General features: G+C 74.0%; 17 protein-coding genes. 6 read left to right on the top strand and 11 right to left on the bottom strand.

What is annotated here, in order from left to right:
- Positions 1–78 precede the first annotated feature (78 nt).
- From O7607_RS10480 to O7607_RS10490, 3 genes are all read right to left on the bottom strand, one after another.
- The gene (locus tag O7607_RS10480) at positions 79–2,427 is read right to left on the bottom strand and encodes a sodium-translocating pyrophosphatase (protein ID WP_269702770.1); all 2,349 of its coding nucleotides are present in this window, start codon (positions 2,425–2,427) and stop codon (positions 79–81) included.
- Between the two features lie 306 nt (positions 2,428–2,733).
- Positions 2,734–3,171, bottom strand: coding sequence for an ATP-binding protein (locus O7607_RS10485; RefSeq protein WP_013283650.1), 438 nt, complete (start codon positions 3,169–3,171; stop codon positions 2,734–2,736).
- On the bottom strand, positions 3,171–3,521 hold the full coding sequence (locus tag O7607_RS10490; RefSeq protein WP_269702772.1) for an STAS domain-containing protein: 351 nt from the start codon (positions 3,519–3,521) through the stop codon (positions 3,171–3,173). The genes O7607_RS10485 and O7607_RS10490 overlap by 1 nt, the downstream gene beginning before the upstream one ends.
- Positions 3,522–3,613: 92 nt before the next feature.
- Here O7607_RS10490 and O7607_RS10495 point away from each other — a divergent pair, with 92 nt between their 5' ends.
- The 3 genes from O7607_RS10495 to O7607_RS10505 all read left to right on the top strand — a co-directional run bounded on the left by O7607_RS10495 (position 3,614) and on the right by O7607_RS10505 (position 7,241).
- Positions 3,614–6,142 carry a DEAD/DEAH box helicase gene (locus tag O7607_RS10495; protein WP_442929523.1) on the top strand — a complete coding sequence of 843 codons (2,529 nt, stop codon included), beginning with the start codon at positions 3,614–3,616 and terminating at the stop codon, positions 6,140–6,142.
- A gap of 155 nt (positions 6,143–6,297) precedes the next feature.
- Entirely contained in the window at positions 6,298–6,504 is a 207-nt protein-coding gene (locus tag O7607_RS10500) for a hypothetical protein (RefSeq protein WP_269702775.1), read from the top strand.
- Between the two features lie 158 nt (positions 6,505–6,662).
- Positions 6,663–7,241, top strand: coding sequence for a hypothetical protein (locus O7607_RS10505; protein WP_091414614.1), 579 nt, complete (start codon positions 6,663–6,665; stop codon positions 7,239–7,241).
- A 71-nt stretch (positions 7,242–7,312) separates the two neighbouring features.
- Here the strand turns inward: O7607_RS10505 and O7607_RS10510 are convergent, their stop codons facing one another.
- The 7 genes from O7607_RS10510 to ssd form a co-directional block, all read right to left on the bottom strand.
- Positions 7,313–7,711 carry an Rv3654c family TadE-like protein gene (locus tag O7607_RS10510; RefSeq protein WP_332367308.1) on the bottom strand — a complete coding sequence of 133 codons (399 nt, stop codon included), beginning with the start codon at positions 7,709–7,711 and terminating at the stop codon, positions 7,313–7,315.
- 122 nt (positions 7,712–7,833) lie between these two features.
- Positions 7,834–8,208 carry a TadE family type IV pilus minor pilin gene (locus O7607_RS10515; protein WP_269706937.1) on the bottom strand — a complete coding sequence of 125 codons (375 nt, stop codon included), beginning with the start codon at positions 8,206–8,208 and terminating at the stop codon, positions 7,834–7,836.
- 98 nt (positions 8,209–8,306) lie between these two features.
- Positions 8,307–8,474 carry a DUF4244 domain-containing protein gene (locus O7607_RS10520; protein ID WP_013283643.1) on the bottom strand — a complete coding sequence of 56 codons (168 nt, stop codon included), beginning with the start codon at positions 8,472–8,474 and terminating at the stop codon, positions 8,307–8,309.
- Positions 8,475–8,497: 23 nt separating this feature from the next.
- A complete protein-coding gene (locus O7607_RS10525) occupies positions 8,498–9,226 on the bottom strand; it encodes a type II secretion system F family protein (protein WP_269702779.1) in 729 nt (242 codons plus the stop codon).
- On the bottom strand, positions 9,226–10,212 hold the full coding sequence (locus tag O7607_RS10530; protein WP_269702781.1) for a hypothetical protein: 987 nt from the start codon (positions 10,210–10,212) through the stop codon (positions 9,226–9,228). The genes O7607_RS10525 and O7607_RS10530 overlap by 1 nt, the downstream gene beginning before the upstream one ends.
- On the bottom strand, positions 10,209–11,420 hold the full coding sequence (locus O7607_RS10535) for a TadA family conjugal transfer-associated ATPase (protein ID WP_269702783.1): 1,212 nt from the start codon (positions 11,418–11,420) through the stop codon (positions 10,209–10,211). The genes O7607_RS10530 and O7607_RS10535 overlap by 4 nt, the downstream gene beginning before the upstream one ends.
- Positions 11,417–12,520, bottom strand: coding sequence for a septum site-determining protein Ssd (gene ssd / locus O7607_RS10540; protein ID WP_269702785.1), 1,104 nt, complete (start codon positions 12,518–12,520; stop codon positions 11,417–11,419). Before ssd ends, O7607_RS10535 begins: the two co-directional genes overlap by 4 nt.
- A 325-nt stretch (positions 12,521–12,845) precedes the next feature.
- Between ssd and O7607_RS10545 the strand changes: the two genes are divergently transcribed.
- The 3 genes from O7607_RS10545 to O7607_RS10555 all read left to right on the top strand — a co-directional run bounded on the left by O7607_RS10545 (position 12,846) and on the right by O7607_RS10555 (position 15,606).
- Positions 12,846–13,463 carry a VHL beta domain-containing protein gene (locus O7607_RS10545; protein ID WP_269702787.1) on the top strand — a complete coding sequence of 206 codons (618 nt, stop codon included), beginning with the start codon at positions 12,846–12,848 and terminating at the stop codon, positions 13,461–13,463.
- 42 nt (positions 13,464–13,505) lie between these two features.
- Positions 13,506–14,465: a phosphotransferase enzyme family protein gene (locus O7607_RS10550; protein WP_269702788.1), complete on the top strand. Its 960-nt coding sequence runs from the start codon at positions 13,506–13,508 to the stop codon at positions 14,463–14,465.
- Positions 14,466–14,799: 334 nt separating this feature from the next.
- Positions 14,800–15,606 carry an HAD family hydrolase gene (locus tag O7607_RS10555; RefSeq protein WP_013283636.1) on the top strand — a complete coding sequence of 269 codons (807 nt, stop codon included), beginning with the start codon at positions 14,800–14,802 and terminating at the stop codon, positions 15,604–15,606.
- A 15-nt stretch (positions 15,607–15,621) separates the two neighbouring features.
- Here O7607_RS10555 and O7607_RS10560 read toward each other — a convergent pair whose 3' ends face one another.
- The gene (locus O7607_RS10560; protein WP_269702790.1) at positions 15,622–16,368 is read right to left on the bottom strand and encodes an oxidoreductase; all 747 of its coding nucleotides are present in this window, start codon (positions 16,366–16,368) and stop codon (positions 15,622–15,624) included.
- Positions 16,369–16,469 lie beyond the last annotated feature (101 nt).

Consider the following 16,469-nt stretch of genomic DNA (forward strand, 5'->3'; position numbering starts at 1 on the left):
GCGGAACCGCCACCGGTCAGGTTTGCCGGACCCGGGGTTCCCGGCCGGCCGGGGCCGGCCGGGAACCGTCGCGTGCGATCAGGCGTTCACCGTCTCCGGACGCTGGTCCGGGGTGCCGGCGTCGCTGTCCGAGTCGGACATCGCCACGCCCTTGCGCTTGCTGAACACCACCGCCGCCGCGATGATCAGCGCGGCGACCACGGCGATCGTGATGCGCAGCGGGTTGTTCTTGTCGTCGCCCACGCTCCAGGCCACCACGGCCGGGGCGATCAGCAGCGAGACCAGGTTCATCACCTTGAGCAGCGGGTTGATCGCCGGGCCGGCGGTGTCCTTGAACGGGTCGCCGACGGTGTCGCCGATGACCGTGGCGGCGTGCGCGTCGGAGCCCTTGCCGCCGTACGCGCCGTCCTCCACCAGCTTCTTGCCGTTGTCCCAGGCGCCACCGGAGTTGGCCAGGAACACCGCCATCAGCGTGCCCGCGCCGATCGCACCGGCCAGGTACGCGGCCAGCGCGCCCGGGCCGAGGCCGAAGCCGACAGCGATCGGGGCCAGGATGGCCAGCAGGCCGGGGGTCATCAGCTCGCGCTGCGCGTCCCGGGTGCAGATGTCCACGACCTTGCCGTACTCGGGCCGCTGGGTGCGGTCCATGATGCCCGGCATCTCGCGGAACTGCCGGCGTACCTCCATCACCACGGCGCCGGCCGAGCGGGAGACCGCGTTGATGGCCAGGCCGGAGAAGAGGAAGACCACCGCGGCGCCGATGATCAGGCCGACCAGGTTGCGCGGGTTCGACACGTTGAGCGAGTTCAGGATCTCGCTCCCGACGTCGCCCACGCCCGCGTCCTCGTAGGCGGAGCGCAGCGTGTCGGTGTACGAGCCGAACAGCGCCGTGGCGGCCAGCACCGCCGTGGCGATCGCGATGCCCTTGGTGATCGCCTTGGTGGTGTTGCCGACGGCGTCCAGCTCGGTGAGCGTCCGCGCGCCGTGCTCGTCGATGTCGCCGGACATCTCGGCCACGCCCTGGGCGTTGTCCGAGATCGGGCCGAACGTGTCCATCGCGACGATGACGCCGACGGTGGTCAGCAGGCCGGTGCCGGCCAGCGCGACCGCGAACAGCGACAGCGTGATCGAACTGCCACCGAGCAGGAACGCGCCGAACACGCCCGCGGCGATCAGCAGCGCCGAGTAGACGGCCGACTCCAGGCCGACGCTGATGCCGGCGAGGACGACGGTGGCCGCGCCGGTCTGCGAGCTCTTGCCGATGTCCTGCACCGGGCGCCTGTTGGTCTCGGTGAAGTAGCCGGTGAGCGCCTGGATCGCGGCGGCCAGCACGATACCGATCACGACCGCGCCGATGGCCACCAGCCGCGGGTTGCGGTCGACGTCGGTGAGCCCGCCCTCCAGCTCGGCGAACGTGGCCGGAAGGTACGCGAACGCGGCGATCGCGACGAGCACCGCGGCGATCAGCGCGGACAGGTAGAAGGCCCGGTTGATGGCGGTCAGGCCGTTGCGGTCGCCGGCGCGCAGCCGGGTGATGAAGACGCCGACGATCGCGACCAGCACGCCGATCGTGGAGATGATCAGCGGGAAGACCAGACCGGTCTCGCCGAACGCGGCCCGGCCGAGGATCAGCGCCGCGACGAGCGTGACCGCGTACGACTCGAACAGGTCGGCGGCCATGCCGGCGCAGTCGCCGACGTTGTCGCCCACGTTGTCGGCGATGGTGGCGGCGTTGCGTGGGTCGTCCTCCGGGATGCCCTGCTCGACCTTGCCGACCAGGTCGGCGCCGACGTCGGCGGCCTTGGTGAAGATGCCGCCGCCGACCCGCATGAACATGGCGAGCAGCGCGGCGCCGAAGCCGAAGCCCTCCAGCACGGTCGGGGCGTCGCCCCGGAAGATCAGCACTACCAGCGCCGCACCGAACAGGCCGAGGCCGACGGTGAGGAAGCCGACCACGCCGCCGGTTCGGAAGGCGATCTTCATGGCGCCCTCACGGCCGCCTTCTCGCTCCCGCGCGGCCGCCGCCACCCGCAGGTTGGCGCGGGTGGCCAGCCACATGCCGGCGCCGCCGATGAACGCGCTGAACAGCGCACCCACCACGAAGAACGCCGAGCGGCCGACCTTCACCAGCGTTTCGTTGCCGTCGGTGTCGTGCACCGGCAGCAGGAAGAGCAGCACGACGGCGATCACCACGAAGATCGCCAGCGTGCGGAACTGCCGCAGCAGGTACGCCGACGCGCCCTCCTGCACCGCGCCGGAGATCTCCTGCATGTTGGTGGTTCCCTTACCGGCCGCCAGGACCGCCCTGGTGAGGGCGGCCGCGAAGACGAGCGCCACCAGCGCGATGACCGCGGCGATGACGACGTACGTCACGTTGGCTCCGGTAAGGGACAGTGCGCCGCCGTCGGCGGCCAAGGTCCCGGACATCTATGTCCTCCTGTACCGAACAACTCGCGCCGACCCGTGGAGACGCACGGGCCGACGCCTGAATGCGGACTCGCAAGCGCGCGCCAACTCACCCCGGCGGACCGTTCCCGCTGGCTACGGGACGGGATCACTTGCTGACAACCCGGGTACTGTAGCCCTCCGGCGTGGCGGAGGTCACACCGAGGGGCCACCGTGTCTCGATGATCTTCGTAACTGTGTTATGCGAAGAAATCTGATATATGGGGCGGCCAATACGACGAGGCCGCGCCCCCTCTGCGGGAACGCGGCCTGCGTGTGCGATTCGGGTCAGGCGCGGCCGGCCGGCCAGGACATCCGCACCTCGGTGCCGACGCCGTCGTCCACCGGGCGGACCTGGAGGTCCTCCACGAAACCGGCGAGCAGCGCGAAGCCCACGCCGGTGGTGAGCGCGTCCTCGCTCAGCGACTCCTTGGCCAGCTCGTCCGGGCCGAGCGCGGCCAAGCCGAGGCCCGCCTCGATCGGCGCCCGGTCCACCACCCGGACCGTGTAGCCGCCGCCGTCGGACATCTCCACGTACACCGGGTCGGCCAGACCGTACTGCCGGTGCAGCGCGACCGCCCGGGTGCACGCCTCGCCGATGGCCAGGCGCACCTCGTCCAGCAGGTCCTCGCGTACGCCGGCCCGCCGGGCCACCGCGACGCCGACCAGGCGGGCGGTGCGCACGTGCACCGGGGCCGGAGAGAAGGACAGCTTGACGGTCGCCATCACGCGCCGGTGGAGTCGGCGGCGATGGCCGCGTCGACCGTCGGATGCAGCGGGAAGACCTGGTCCAGGGCGGTGATCCGGAAGATCTTGAGCAGCGGCTCCTTGTCGCACACCAGCGCGAAGGAGCCACCGGCCGTGCGCAGCCGCTTGAGCGCGCCGACGAGCACACCGAGCCCGGTCGAGTCGAGGAAGTCCACCCGGCCGAGGTCGACCACCACGTGGCGGGCCCCGCCGTCGATCAACTCCAGGAGCCGTTCCCGCAGGCGGGGGGCGGTGTAGACATCCACCTCACCACCGACCTCGAGCACCGTGTGCTCCCCCACGGCGCGGGTCGCCAGCGACAGCTCCATCGGTCCCTCCTCGGTAAACTCTCCTGGGCATCTAACCATCCCCCCGCGCGGCCCTCTCGGGTCACCGGCCACGCCCTCCCCATACCCCCACCCTGCGGTTCCCAATTCCGAACACCAGTGCGAGAGTGCAGGACGTGACCGACCACAGCCCCGGCCCGCGGCGTGCTCCGGGCGAGCTGCTGCACCGGCTGCGGCTGCGTCACCCCGCCGACCCGGTCACCCACGTCGAACGCGTCCCGGCCCGCGCCGGTGAGCCGGTCGGGTGGCCCGGCTGGGCGCCGGAGGAACTGCGGGCGGCGTTCGCGCGGCGCGGCGTCGTCGCCCCGTGGCGGCACCAGGCCGAGGCCGCCGAGCTGGCGTACGCGGGCCGGCACGTGGTGGTGGCCACCGGCACGGCGTCCGGCAAGTCCCTGGCGTACCAGCTCCCGGCACTGAGCACGCTGCTCGCCGACCCGCGCGCCACGGTGCTCTACCTGGCGCCGACCAAGGCGCTCGCCGCCGACCAGCTCCGCGCCGTCGCCGGTCTCGAACTCGACGGGGTACGCCCCGCCACCTACGACGGGGACACTCCGCGCGCCGAGCGGGAGTGGATCCGCCGGCACTCCCGGTTCGTGCTGACCAACCCGGACATGCTGCACCACGGCATCCTGCCCGGGCACGCCCACTGGTCCGGGTTCCTGCGCCGCCTCGCGTACGTGGTGGTCGACGAGTGCCACACCTACCGGGGCGTCTTCGGCTCACACGTCGCGCACGTGCTGCGGCGGTTGCGGCGGCAGTGCGCACGCTTCGGGCGTACCCCCGGTCAGGCGCTCGCAGGCTCGCGCGGCACCCCGACCTTCCTCCTGGCATCGGCCACCTCGGGTGACCCGGCGACGGCGGCCGGGCGGCTCACCGGCCTGCCCGTCACCGCCGTCACCGAGGACACGTCGCCGCGTGGCGGCGTCACGTTCGCGCTCTGGGAGCCGCCACTGCTGCCGCCCACCGACTCCTCCGTCGACGCCGACCTCGTCCAGGTCCGGCGCTCGGCGCTGCGGGAGACCGCCGACCTGCTCGCCGACAGCGTCGTCGAGGGGGTACGCACGCTCGCGTTCGTGCGGTCCCGCCGGGGCGCCGAGGTGGTGGCCGCGAACGCCCGGCGGGCGCTCGACGAGGCGGTACCCGGGCTGGGCGACCGGGTGGCCGCCTACCGGGCCGGCTACCTGCGCGAGGAGCGCCGCGAGCTGGAACGGGCGCTGCTGCACGGCGACCTGCTCGGGCTCGCCTCCACCAACGCGCTCGAACTCGGCGTCGACCTGGTCGGGCTGGACGCGGTGCTGATCTGCGGCTGGCCCGGCACCCGCGCGTCGCTGTGGCAGCAGGCCGGGCGGGCCGGGCGCTCCGGCGACGAGGCGCTCGCCGTGCTGGTCGCCCGGGACGATCCGCTCGACACCTACCTGGTGCACCACCCGGAGGCGTTGTTCGGGCGGCCCGTCGAGGCGACGGTGCTCGACCCGGCCAACCCGTACGTGCTCGCGCCGCAGCTCGCCTGCGCCGCCCACGAGTCCCCGCTCACCCCGGCCGACCTGGACCTGTTCGGCGAGGGCGCGAAGGAGGCGGTGGACTCGCTGGTCGAGGCGGGGGCGCTGCGGCAGCGGCCCACCGGCTGGTACTGGCGGCACCGGGAACGCCCCGAGGTCGACCTGCGCGGCGAGGGCGGCGCACCGGTGTGCGTGGTGGAGGAGTCCACCGGCCGCCTGCTCGGCACCGTCGACGGCGGGTCGGCGCACTTCCTGCTGCACACCGGGGCGGTCTACCTGCACCAGGGCGTCTCGTACGTGGTCGACTCGCTCGACCTGGCCGACGGGTGCGCGCTCGTGCACGCCGAGGAGCCGGACTGGTCCACCCACGCCCGCGACGTGACCTCGCTGTCGGTGGTGTCCGTGCGCTCGTACGCGGACGCCGGACCGGTCGGGCTGTTCCTCGGCGAGGTGGACGTGACCAGCCAGGTGGTGTCGTACCAGCGGCGGCGCATCGCCACCGGCGAGGTGATCGACACCCGCCCGCTGGACCTGCCGGCCCGGGAGCTGCGCACTGTCGCGGTCTGGTTCACGCTCTCCCCCGAGTCGCTTGCCGCCGCTGGTGTCGAGGCGCCGGACGTGCCGGGCGCGCTGCACGCCGCCGAGCACGCCGCCATCGGCCTGCTGCCGCTGATGGCGACGTGCGACAGATGGGACATCGGCGGGCTGTCCACCGCCCTGCACCCGGACACCGAGGCGCCCACAGTCTTCGTCTACGACGGTCACCCCGGCGGGGCGGGTTTCGCCGAGCGGGCGTACGGCACCGCCGCCGCCTGGCTGCGCGCCACCCGGGACGCGATCGCCGAGTGCGGCTGCGAGACCGGGTGCCCGTCCTGCGTCCAGTCCCCGAAGTGCGGCAACGGCAACAACCCGCTGGCCAAGGCGGAGGCGGTGAAGGTCCTCGACGTGATGCTGGCCAACCTCGCCACGGCCGGGCGCACGGGCGGCGTCACATCACCGGAGGCGGACGGCGGCGCGTCGCCGGAGGCTGGGCGCGGTGGGCCGCTGCCCCGGCAGGGGGACCGGGTGGCCCACTCGGTGCCGACGGCGGGCCCGCCGGCCTGACCCGCTCCGGGCGGCCTTCCAGAGGCCGGGGTGTCTGCTTGGTGGGAAGAAGGCATGAGCGTGGGGCGGTCGGGGCATTGATGTATGGGAGCGCTTCCATGCATCATTTCCGGTAGCGCAGGTGACCCGAGACCCGTCCCGCCGGAGGTGCCGCCGTGGCCGACACGATCGCCGAGACCGTCGAGCTGCTCTACACGATCGACCAGGAAAACCTCACCCCCGACCAGCAGATAGCGCTGGGCACCGCGATGGCCACGCTCGCCCAGGCCGAACGGCTGGAGCAGATCAACGAGCGTCTGCGCGGCATCCATCAGGTGCTGAACACCTGGGCGATGAAGGCCACTGTCGACGGCGGTCGCTGACCCTCACGTCCCGCACGGCGTGCCGGTGCCGCGGTCGGCCGGCCCGCGCCAGGGGCGGCGCTCGACGCACCCCCGGCAGCGGCTGCTGGGTGGGTGCGACCGGGCGAGCGGTGGTCGCCCTGCTGTGCAAGACTCCGGCGACCCTCGAAGGAGATCCCATGTCGCCCGACAACCTGCAGGCCCAGCACCGCTTCATCATCCGTCAGCGGCTCCGGATGATGGTCAACCAGTACGAGGTGCACTCGGTGGCACCCGACGGCTCCGAAGGCGGGCTGCTCGCGTTCGCGCAGCAGAAGCGGCTCGCCTTCAAGGAGCAGGTGACCATCTACACCGACGACTCCAAGCAGTACCCCCTTCTCGGCTTCAAGGCCCGTCAGCGGCTCGACCTCGGCGCCACCTACGACGTGACCGATCACGCGGGCAACCCCATCGGGCTGTTCCGCAAGGACTTCGCCCAGTCGCTGCTGCGCTCGACGTGGCACGTCGAGCAGCCCGGCCTGCCGCCCGCCACCGGGCAGGAGCGCAGCCTGCCGGTGGCGCTGCTGCGCCGGTTCGTCGACTCGCTGTCCTGGCTGCCGTACCACTTCGACTTCATGGCCGGCGGCCAGCCGGTGTTCTCGGTCGACCGGAAGTGGGGCCTGCGGGACCGGTACTCCGTGGAGATCCAGCACCCGCAGATCGACCGCCGTCTGGTGATCGCCATGGCGGTCGGACTGGACGCGCTCCAGTCCCGCTGACCCGGCCCGGCGCCTGCTGAGCCGGGCTTGGTCCTCGGCCTTGCCCTCGGTTCAGGCGCGGCGTCCGCCCGTCAGGTCCGGGCCGGGCCGGCCCGGGACGTCGCGGTGGCGTCCCGGCTCAGCCCCGGCAGCGGCGCGACACGGACCCGCGCCGTGACGATCAGGTCCAGCCCGTCGGCCCGGCATCCTGTCATCCGGCCGCCGTTGGCCGAGACCAGGTCGGCGGCGCGAGCGCAGGCGGCATCGGCGCCGTCGAGCACCTGCCCGGCACCCGCCAGCGCACCGAAGTCCGCCGCGTTGCGGGCCTGATGCCGTGCGCACCGGGCTGCCCCGAGCGCGGCGCCGAACGTCCCGACCAGCACGAACACCAGCCCGATAGCGAGCAGGCACACGGTCGCGCCGCCTCGGTCGGCCGAGGGCGCCCTACCACCGGGCTGCCCGCGCTCTCCGCTCCCCACGGTCGCGTCCACCCGGGATGTGGTCGTCCCGGGCCCGCTCGTTCTGAGCCTGCTTGTTCTGAGCCTGCTCGTGTTGGCCGGCCCTTCCACGGCGAGCCGGCGGAACGAGGAGTCGGCCCCAGCACTGCTGGGGCTCACGGCACCGGCCCCGGCGCACCGGGTTCCACTGCCGCCACCGCCTCAGCCGACACGACCAGCCGGGGCAGCCGCGCACCGAGCGTCCGGACCGGCGCCCGGACCGTCGCCGTGACCCGATCGCCTGTGACCGTCACGGTCACCTCGGCACCCTCCGGGGCGTACCGGCTTCCAGCGGCAGTGCCGGTCTCGCCCCGGGCCGCGGCGAGAGCCGCCTCCCGGGCCGCGTCGACACACGCGACCCGCACGCCCACCGCGTTCACCGCGGTCAGACCGGCGACGAGGAGCAGCATGAGCGCCGGCAGGCCGGCCGCCAGCTCGGCGGTGAACGAACCCCGCTCGCACGCGACCCACGAACGCCACCGGCGCCACACCGTCCCGGCCCGGCGACCGACGGTGTCCTGGACGGAATCGGTCGGCACGTCGAGCAAGTGGAGCCGCCGGCCACCACGGCCGGCCCGCCGGCGCCCGATCACTTCAGGGCCCGGTCGATGACGGCGGTCAGCGCGGACTGCACGTTGCCGGAGGTGAGCACCTTCAGCAGGATCCCGGCGAAGGCGACCGCGGCGAGGGTGCCCACGGCGTACTCGGCGGTGTTCATGCCGGCGTCACCCCGCAGGCGGGTGAGGAGCTTGCGCATGTCGTACGTCCCTTCTCGATGGTTCACAGCACATCGCCGAGAACGGCGACGATCACCGGCACCAGACCGGCGAGAATGAAGGCGGGCAGGAAGCACAGCCCGAGCGGCAGCACGATGAGCACTCCCGCGCGGCGGGCCGCCGCCTCGGCCGCGGTCGAGCGTTCGGCACGCAGGTCGTCGGCCAGCCGGGTCAGCGCGCGAGCCAGGGCGGCGCCGCTGTTCGACGAGCGCACCGCTGCCGCGACCACGGGCTCGGCCCCGGTCACGCCGTCCAGGTGCGACCAGGCTTCGCCAGGGCTGCCACCGAGCTGCAGAGTCCGGCCGACCCGGCCGAGTCGCTCCGCGAGTGGGCCGCCGAGCGCCTCCGCGACGGCGAGCACCGAGCGGTCGACCGGCGCGCCGGCCCGCAGCGCGGCGGCCAGCAGGTCCGCGGCCAGCGGCAGGTCGGCGGTCTCCCGCAGTCGCCGTTCCCGAGCGGCGCGTGGCTCGATCCGGCGCAGCAGACGGTCGGCGGCGACACCGGCCAGCAGCCCGAGGACCAGGCCCGTCGCACCGCCGACGACCACCGCCACGGCGACCCCGGCCAGCGCTGCGCCGAGGCGTACCCGATCCGGCCACCATGCTGGGCGAGTCGGCGGCGGCGCCGGGGCGAGCCGGCGCAGCCGCCGCGCCGGGCGGACGACCGGACCGGCGACGACCAGGAGCGACGCGGCGCCGCCGAGGCACACGGCGGCCAGCACCTGCCGCGACATCAGGCGGCCTGCCCGGGCGTGACGCCGAGCCGCTCGGCCCAGAGCAACCCACCGACCTGCAATACGACTGCCGCCACCGCGCTGCCACCGCCCACCGGCGTGTGCAGGAGCACCGCCACCGGGTCCACCCCGATGCCGTAGCCGAGACCGATCCCGCCGAGCGGCAGTGCGGCGAGCAGCCAGGCGGTCGCCCGCGCCCCGGCAGCCTGGGCGGCGGCAGCGGCAAGGCCCCGGTCGGCGGCGCGGGCGTCGGCCTCGATCCGTTCCAGGAGATCGGCCAGCGGCGCGCCCGTCCGGTCGGCCAGCCTCCCGGCGGCCAGGGCCAGCCGCGCCACGCGTCCCGGGCCGTCGTCGATGCCGCCGTCGGCGGGTAGTCCGGCCCGCAGGTCGGCGGCGACAGCGCCAAGCCGGTCGAGTTCGCGGCGGTGCGCGAGCGCCGCCGTCCGATGGGTACGCCGACGCAGCACCGCCCGGGCCGCGAGCACGCCGTAGGTGGCGAGCACCAGGGCTGCCACCGGACCACCGAGCAGCGCCCCCGTCACGGCGCCGCCCAGCGCCGCCACCGGCAGCACGCGTCCGGCGGAGAGCGCCGGAGCGGCAGGCGAGTGCTCGGCCGATCGATGTGAGGCGGCGCCGAGGCCGGCCCACCGCCGGATCCGCTGCGCCATCGCGGGAGCCGATACCGGCGACCCTGAGGCCGTAGCCGGTTCGAGGTCCGGCCACCGTCGTGCTTGGTGCTCGGCTCCGGGGCGACGCCGTTCCCGGCCGCGGCCGGGTGGCCGGGCAGACGCCTTCGGCCCGGAGTCGAGCGGACGTCGTGGCGGCCGGGCCGGCGATGCCGGACCCGCACCCCTCGCCCGCTCAGCCGGGGTGCCGGCATCGCCAAGGATCGCCAGGCGCCGGGCGCGACCGGCCCGTACCGGCCAGGCGACGGCGACCGCCGCTGCGGCCAGGAGCAGGACCGCCGGCCAGAGGTGGCCGGTCACGACGGTTCCGCCGGGGTGGGCCACGCCGCCTGGAGGATCGGCGGCACCGGCGCTCCCCGCTCCCGCAGCAGGCCGGCGAGCAGCCGGGCCGCCGGGGCAGGACCTCGGCCGCGAGTCCAGGCCGGGACCACTGTCACCACCCGGTCGGGCCCGTCGGGCAGCAGCAGGCCGATGGAGTCCAGCACGCGCCCCTCGCCGGTACGGCGGAGCTGGAGGACGACCTGCAACGCGGCGGCGACCTGGGCGTGCAGCGCGAGCCGGGGCAGGCCACCGAGCATCCCCAGCGCCTCCAGCCGGGCCGGGACGTCGGCCGGGGCGTTGGCGTGCAACGTTCCCGCCCCGCCGTCGTGGCCGGTGTTCAGTGCGGCCAGCAGATCGACCACCTCGGCGCCCCGGCACTCGCCCACGACCAGCCGGTCCGGCCGCATCCGCAGCGCCTGCCGCACCAGATCACCGAGACCGACGGCACCGGCACCCTCGACGTTGGCCGTACGCGCCTGCAGGCCGATCACGTGCGGGTGCACCGGGCGCAGCTCGGCGGCGTCCTCCACCAGCACGATCCGCTCGGTGCCGGGCACCAGCCCGAGCAACGTGTTGAGCAGCGTCGTCTTGCCGGAGCCGGTACCGCCGCTGACCAGGTACGCGAGGCGGGCCGCCACGACTGCGGCGAGCAGTGGCGCGACCGGCCGGGGCACGGTGCCCCGCTCGACGAGTTCGTCCAGTGTGAACGGCCGCTGCCGGAAGGTGCGCAGCGACAGGTACGGTCCGTCGGTCGCCACCGGAGGCAGCACCGCGTGCAGCCGGGTGCCGTCAGGCAACCGCGCGTCGGCGTACGGCGAGGCGTCGTCGAGCCGCCGGCCGGCGGCCGAGGTGAGGCGCTGCGCCAACCGGCGTACGTCGTCGAGCGTGCCCAGCGGCACGGCGACCTGTTGCAGTCCCCGGCCCCTGTCGACCCAGACCCGCACCCCGTTCACCAGCACGTCGGTGACCTGCGGGTCGGCGAGCAGCGGCGCCAGTGGCCCGGCGCCGACCAGATCGTCGTGCACCCGGTCGGCGATCCGTAGCAGCGTGGTGTCACCGAGTACCGCTGTCGCCGGTTCGGCGCGTACCGCGGAGACGATCGCGGCGGGTGTGACAGGGGTGGCTTCGGCGGCGAACCGGTGCCGGACCCGGGCCGCCAGCTCCCCCGGGTCGGCCGGCACGGTCATGCCGCACCCGCTGCGGACGACCCGACCAGTTCGTCCACGAGCCGCTGGCAGAGCGCGGCGAGCGGCCCCTTCCCGCTCGCGCCCGGCGCCTCGCCCCGCTCAAGCCCGCGGCACAGTCCCGGCTCGGGTCGCAGCGTGCCGGCGAGCGGCAGTCCCAGCGCCCGGGCCACCTCTGCCGCGCGCAGCCGACCGGGCGCCGGGCCGCGCACGACTACAGACAGATCGACGCAGTGCGGCGCGGCGACCGCGGCGACCCGTGCCGCCGCAGCCGCTGCCCGCAGCTCCGCCGGTACGACGAGCAGCGCGCGATCGGCGGCCTGGAGCGCGACCACCGCCGCGTCGTCGAGGTGGCGGGGCAGGTCGAGCACGACCAGGTCGCGCCCGCGCCGGCCGGCGTCGACGGTGGCAGCCATCGCCTCGGCCGGCAGGTGCCGCAGGTCGCCCCGGTCCCAGGAGAGCACCACCAGGTCGCCTCGGCTGGGCAGCGCGCGGATCAGCGACGGCGGGTCGACCCGCCCGTCCGTGCCGGCCAGTTCGGGCCAGCGCAACCCGTCGAGCTGCTCCCACCCGAGCACCAGGTCGAGACCGCCACCGAGCGGGTCGGCGTCGACGAGCAGCGTCCGCAGCCGGGACCGGGCCGCGCTGACGGCGAGCCCACCCGCCAGCACGCTGGCTCCGGCGCCGCCCCGGCCGCCGAGCACCGCCACCACCCGGCCCGAGCCGGGGCCGACCGGACCGGCCACGCATTCGGCGAACCGGTCGACCAGCCAGGGCTCGGCCGCCGGCAGCGTCGCGACGTGCTCCGCGCCGACGAGTTCGGCCAACTCCGTACCCGGATCGAGCTCCCCGCAGCGACCGACCAGGACCGTGCGGGCGCGGCGGGGAAGGCGTGCCCGCAGGCAGGCCGCCGCCTGGTCGGCGCCGATGAGGACCAGCGGCGCCGGGGCCCAGCGGGCCCGGGCGGCGGCCGGATCCGCCGCCAGCTCGACCTCGGTGCCGCCGGCGGCCGCGAGTCGCAGCAGCTCGTCGAGAAGGTCGCCGTCCGAGGTGACGAGCAGTGGCAGGCGACGGTACGGCGGGAGCGGGGTACGGGGCGGCATGGCGGCCTCCAACTGTCGAACTCGGACGTGCCGGGGTGCAGCCTGCCCGGCCGGAGGAGGCGAGATCTGTGCCCTGTGGACAACCGAAGGGGTTGTGGACAGACCTCGGCGAGCCGGTTGATCTGCTATGTGCCGGAGACGGGAGAAACGATTCGCCCACCGGGCATTGACGGCAGGGATGATCAGGAACGGATAATCGGGGCCCCTCGCCGCTCAATGGACGGCACCGGCTTGCGGAATCGAGGCCATGACCGATTCACCGCGCCCCCTCGCGACCCCCTCGGTTCGACCCCACTCGCGGTCCGCCCCGACGGCCGGTGGCCAGGTGTGGCTACGCGATCCGTCGCCGATGCTGCTCGCCGCGATCGCACTCGGGCTCGTAGTCGTGGTGCTGGCGAGCATCGTCAGCGTCTTCGCCGCACCGCGTCGCCCCGACCTCCCGCCGCCGCTCGAAGGTCAGGCGATCCTGGCCTCCCCGACCCGGGCGGAGTCGGTGACGGAGACGCCGGAGAAGTCCTACGCGCCGCCGTCGGTGTCGTTCTCCAGCCGCGCCGTGGCGCCGACCCGCACCACCGCACCCACTCGCCGCGCCGCCCCGAGCAGCCGCGCGGCCTCTCCGGCGCCCACGCGTCCCCGGCCGAAGCCGCCGGTGGTCAGGCCCGGGGATCTGGCTCCGCTACCGGCCTCGCGCGAATCGCGGCTGCGTTCGCACGGCGGTGGCCCGTCGACGTTCATCGACTTCGTCAACACCCGGGAGTCGACAGTCGTGGTCCACTGGATCAACTACGACGGCCGCCGACAGCAGTACGCGGTGCTGCGGCCCGGGCAGTCGTACCGGCAGCAGACGTACGTCGGTCATCCGTGGGTCGTGGCCGACGAGCGGGGCCGAGGGCTGGTGTGCTTCGAGCCGGCCCGGCAGACGCTGCGCGCGGTGATCCGGTAACTCCCTTGCCGGGTCCCGCCGGCGGCTGCGACGCTCCGTCGGGTGATCGACAAGCCTGACATCGACGAGCGGATGCTGGCGGCGGAGGTCGCCGCCGCCTGGTCGGTGGATGTCACCCACCTGGCGTTCATGCCGGTCGGACTCGACGGGCACGCGTGGGCGTACCGGGTGGAGACGTCCGACGGCGGACGCTACTTCCTGAAGGTGCGGCGGGGCGACTTCACCCCGGCCGCCGTCCTGCTGCCTTCTTTTCTGCGCGCGCAGGGCCTTCGGCAGGTGGTCGCGCCGCTGGACCACGGTGGCGCTGGGCGCGGGTACGGGGACTACCGGCTACTGCTCTACCCGTTCCACGACGGCGGCAGCCTGTGGGGGCGTGGTCTCACCGACCGCCAGTGGATCGAGTACGGCGAGTTCCTGGGCCGGCTGCACCGGGTCACGCCGAGCGCGGAGGTCGCCGCCGTCCTGCCGGCCGAGACGTACCGGTCGAGCGCGGGCGAGCGGTTGCGCACCCTCGGCGGGCAGGCCGCGACGAGCGAGGTCCTCGGCGCCTTCTGGAAGCGGTACGGTGACGCGCTGCACCGGTTGGCGGAGACCGTCGACGACCTGGCGTCGCGCGTGACGCCGGGGCAGCACGTCATCTGCCACGCCGACATCCATCCCGGCAATCTGATCGCCGACGGCGACGGGCCGCTGCACGTCGTGGACTGGGACGCGCCGATCCTCGCGCCGCGCGAGCGGGACCTGATGTTCGTCTACAGCGCCGACTTCGGCGACCATCCGGTCGACCGGCGCCGGGCCGAGCTCTTTCGTGCAGGGTACGGAGCAGTGGAGCTGGACCGGGCCTTGCTGAGTTACTACCGCAGCGAACGGCATCTCGACGACGTCGCGGTGTTCCTGGGCAGCATTCTCGATCCGGGGGCCAGTGCGGAGTCGCGGGCCAATGATCTGCACTGGCTCACCCGCATCGCCGACGCCGTCGCCGACCCCGGTTACCGGCCCTGATCCCGGGGCGGAACGCGCACGGCGCAAAGGGACGACCCCCGTCGGGGGGAGACGGGGGTCGTCTTGTGGTTCGGCTCCGGGGGGGTCGAGCCGAACCGACTCAGCGGTTACGGGGGGTGCAACCGCCGAGGCCCATCGACGCCGGGTATGCGAACTCCCGTCGCGAGGACAAGCATGCCGCAGTCGACCCTTATACGTCGAGTGTTGTTCACTCCACGCAAAGCTAAATTCATCGATAGCTGCCTGTGACCGCCGTCACTCCACCGGGTGCTCATCGGCTTTCCCGACCCGCGCGGACGCCTCCGCGTCTCCGGTCGGGCTAGACTTTCGCGCCGTGGGCCGTAGCGCCGCTTTCTTCGATCTCGACAAGACCGTCATCGCCAAGTCGAGCGCCCTGGCGTTCGGTCGGCCGTTCTACCGGGACGGGCTGATCACTCGGCGTGACGTGGTCAAGTCGGCGTACGCGCAGTTGATGTTCCGGCTGGGCGGCACCGACGAGCAGACCATGGCCCGCACCCGGGACTACCTCGCCACGCTCTGCAAGGGCTGGCCGGTGGAACAGGTCCGCCAGATCGTCGCGGAGACACTCCACGAACTGATCAACCCCTATGTGTACGCCGAGGCAGCCGCCCTGATCGAGGAGCACCAGGCCGCCGGGCGGGACGTCGTACTGGTCTCCGCGTCCGGTGACGAGATGGTCCGGCCGATCGGTGAGCTGCTCGGGATCACCGACGTGATCGCCACCCGGATGGGTGTGGTGGACGGCCGCTACAGCGGCGAGGTCGAGTTCTACGCGGCCGGCCCGAGCAAGGTCGAGGCGGTCAGCGAACTGGCTCTGGAGCGCGACTACGACCTGGCCGACTCGTACGCGTACTCCGACTCGTACTCCGATCGGCCGCTGCTGGAGTGCGTGGGGCATCCGACGGTGGTCAACCCGGACCGCGCGTTGCGCAAGCTGGCGGTGGAGAACGCGTGGCCGGTGCTGGAGTTCCGGCACCCGATCCCGCTGGGCCGGCGGCTGCGCGAGCGGCCGGCGGTGCCGGTCGCGGCGGCGGCACTCGGTGTGGGCGTCGGCGTGGCCATCGGCATCGCCTGGTACGGCCGGCACCGGCGCACCCGCGCCGCCGCACCGACCGCCTGACACCCCGCGCGCCCGTCAGGACGCGGCGAGGATCTCGTCGCCGATCAGCGTGATCTGGTCGGCGCCGACCTCCACCGCCGTCATGTAGTGCCGCAGCCAGGAGCGCAGGCCGTCGGGCGTGCCGGTGGCGAACGCACCGGCCGCGCCCACGTACTCCGGTTCGCGCTCACGGTGACCGACGTCCACCGCGACCAGCCCGCGGGGATCGAACCCGGTGGAGATCAGCACCAGCCGGGCGGCGGCGCGGGCCACCACCCCGGACGGGCCCGGGAACGGGCGCAGGTTCAGCAGCTCGCCGTGGACGACGGCGGCCAGCACCAGCGGTGGCACCTTGGTGCCGCCGGCCACCAGGGCGGCCAGGCCGTCGAGGCGGGCCGCGACCACCGGGTCGGCGACCGGGCGGCCCAGTTCCTCCTCGGTCACCACGTCGCGGGCGGCGAGTACGTGCAGCCGGGCCATCACCTGCCGGGGCGCCTTGGGCCAGAGGTCACTCAGCCCGGGCAGCGCCCCGGCGACCCGCAGCGCGCCCTGGAGCACGGGGTCGGTGACGGTGCCGGCGCGTACCTCCTCGCGGTCGTGGACGCGGCCCTCCAGCGCGGCGCTGGCCACGGCGGAGCGGAGGCTGACCTCGGCGGCGACCTGGCCGCCCTGGCGGCGCAGCGCGCGGTGCCGGTGGGCCTGGTCGACCCGCTCGCGGGCCTGGTCGACGGCGGTGGCGACGTCGGCGAGCGCGAGCAGCGGGGCGAGCGGATCGGTGGTCACCCCGTCACGCTAGCGACCACCGGACTCCTCCCGAGCCCGGGGTTGTTAATAAGGGGCCCTTCCTCTACCGGAGGCGTTAACAAGGGGCCCTTCCTTACACC

This window comes from Micromonospora sp. WMMA1949 (genome assembly GCF_027460145.1).
Classification (GTDB): domain Bacteria; phylum Actinomycetota; class Actinomycetes; order Mycobacteriales; family Micromonosporaceae; genus Micromonospora.